Origin of the sequence: Photorhabdus tasmaniensis (assembly GCF_011189505.1) — a bacterium.
Taxonomy (GTDB): Bacteria; Pseudomonadota; Gammaproteobacteria; order Enterobacterales; family Enterobacteriaceae; genus Photorhabdus; species Photorhabdus tasmaniensis.
The window spans coordinates 1-557 of record NZ_PUJU01000202.1 but is presented as its reverse complement, the minus strand read 5'-3'; the positions used below and the strand labels follow the sequence as shown (position 1 = coordinate 557).

Here is a 557-nt window from a genome sequence, read left to right as displayed (position 1 = left end):
ATTTTATGGGCATACATGCCGCCCAGTGCCGCCACATCCAACGCAAACGCCGGGGGCTTATTATCAGCCGATTTTTTTTCAATTTGCCGGTGCGCAGCATCCACCCGATTGCGTCCGGTGGTCACGTTCAGGTCTTGCGCATGTAATCTGGCGTTAATCGCCACGGAGCGCGCAATAATATCGGTGTAACTTTGCTGTGTGCTGTCCATGCCGTGCCCGTCAATCCGCACTTCCCCCTGATTGACATCAAACCCTTTCAACCGGCCCTGTTCCATCAGCGCCTCGCCGGTGGTCAGCGTGGTACGATGCGCGTTGATAAACCCGCAGCCGTTGCAGGTGATCCCGGCGGGGTTAGCGATAATCACCTCCGCTTTGCGGCCAGCCACTTCAACCCAGCCATTGAGGTGACTGCGGTCGCGGCTGTTGACCTCATTGAGGATAATTTTCGCTTCCCCTTTGGCGAGCCAGGGGTTACCGGCCACCATCCCACCGAGTTGCGTCTGAGTGGGGTTAGCGCTGTTATTGAGGATAACGCCTGATTTATCCACATCAAACTG

Annotated in this window: 1 protein-coding gene; it reads right to left on the bottom strand. The window is 56.2% G+C overall.

Annotated features, from left to right (window positions below):
- On the bottom strand, positions 1 to 557 hold a 557-nt coding region (locus C5471_RS23545), incomplete at both ends, for a filamentous hemagglutinin N-terminal domain-containing protein (RefSeq protein ID WP_166296663.1).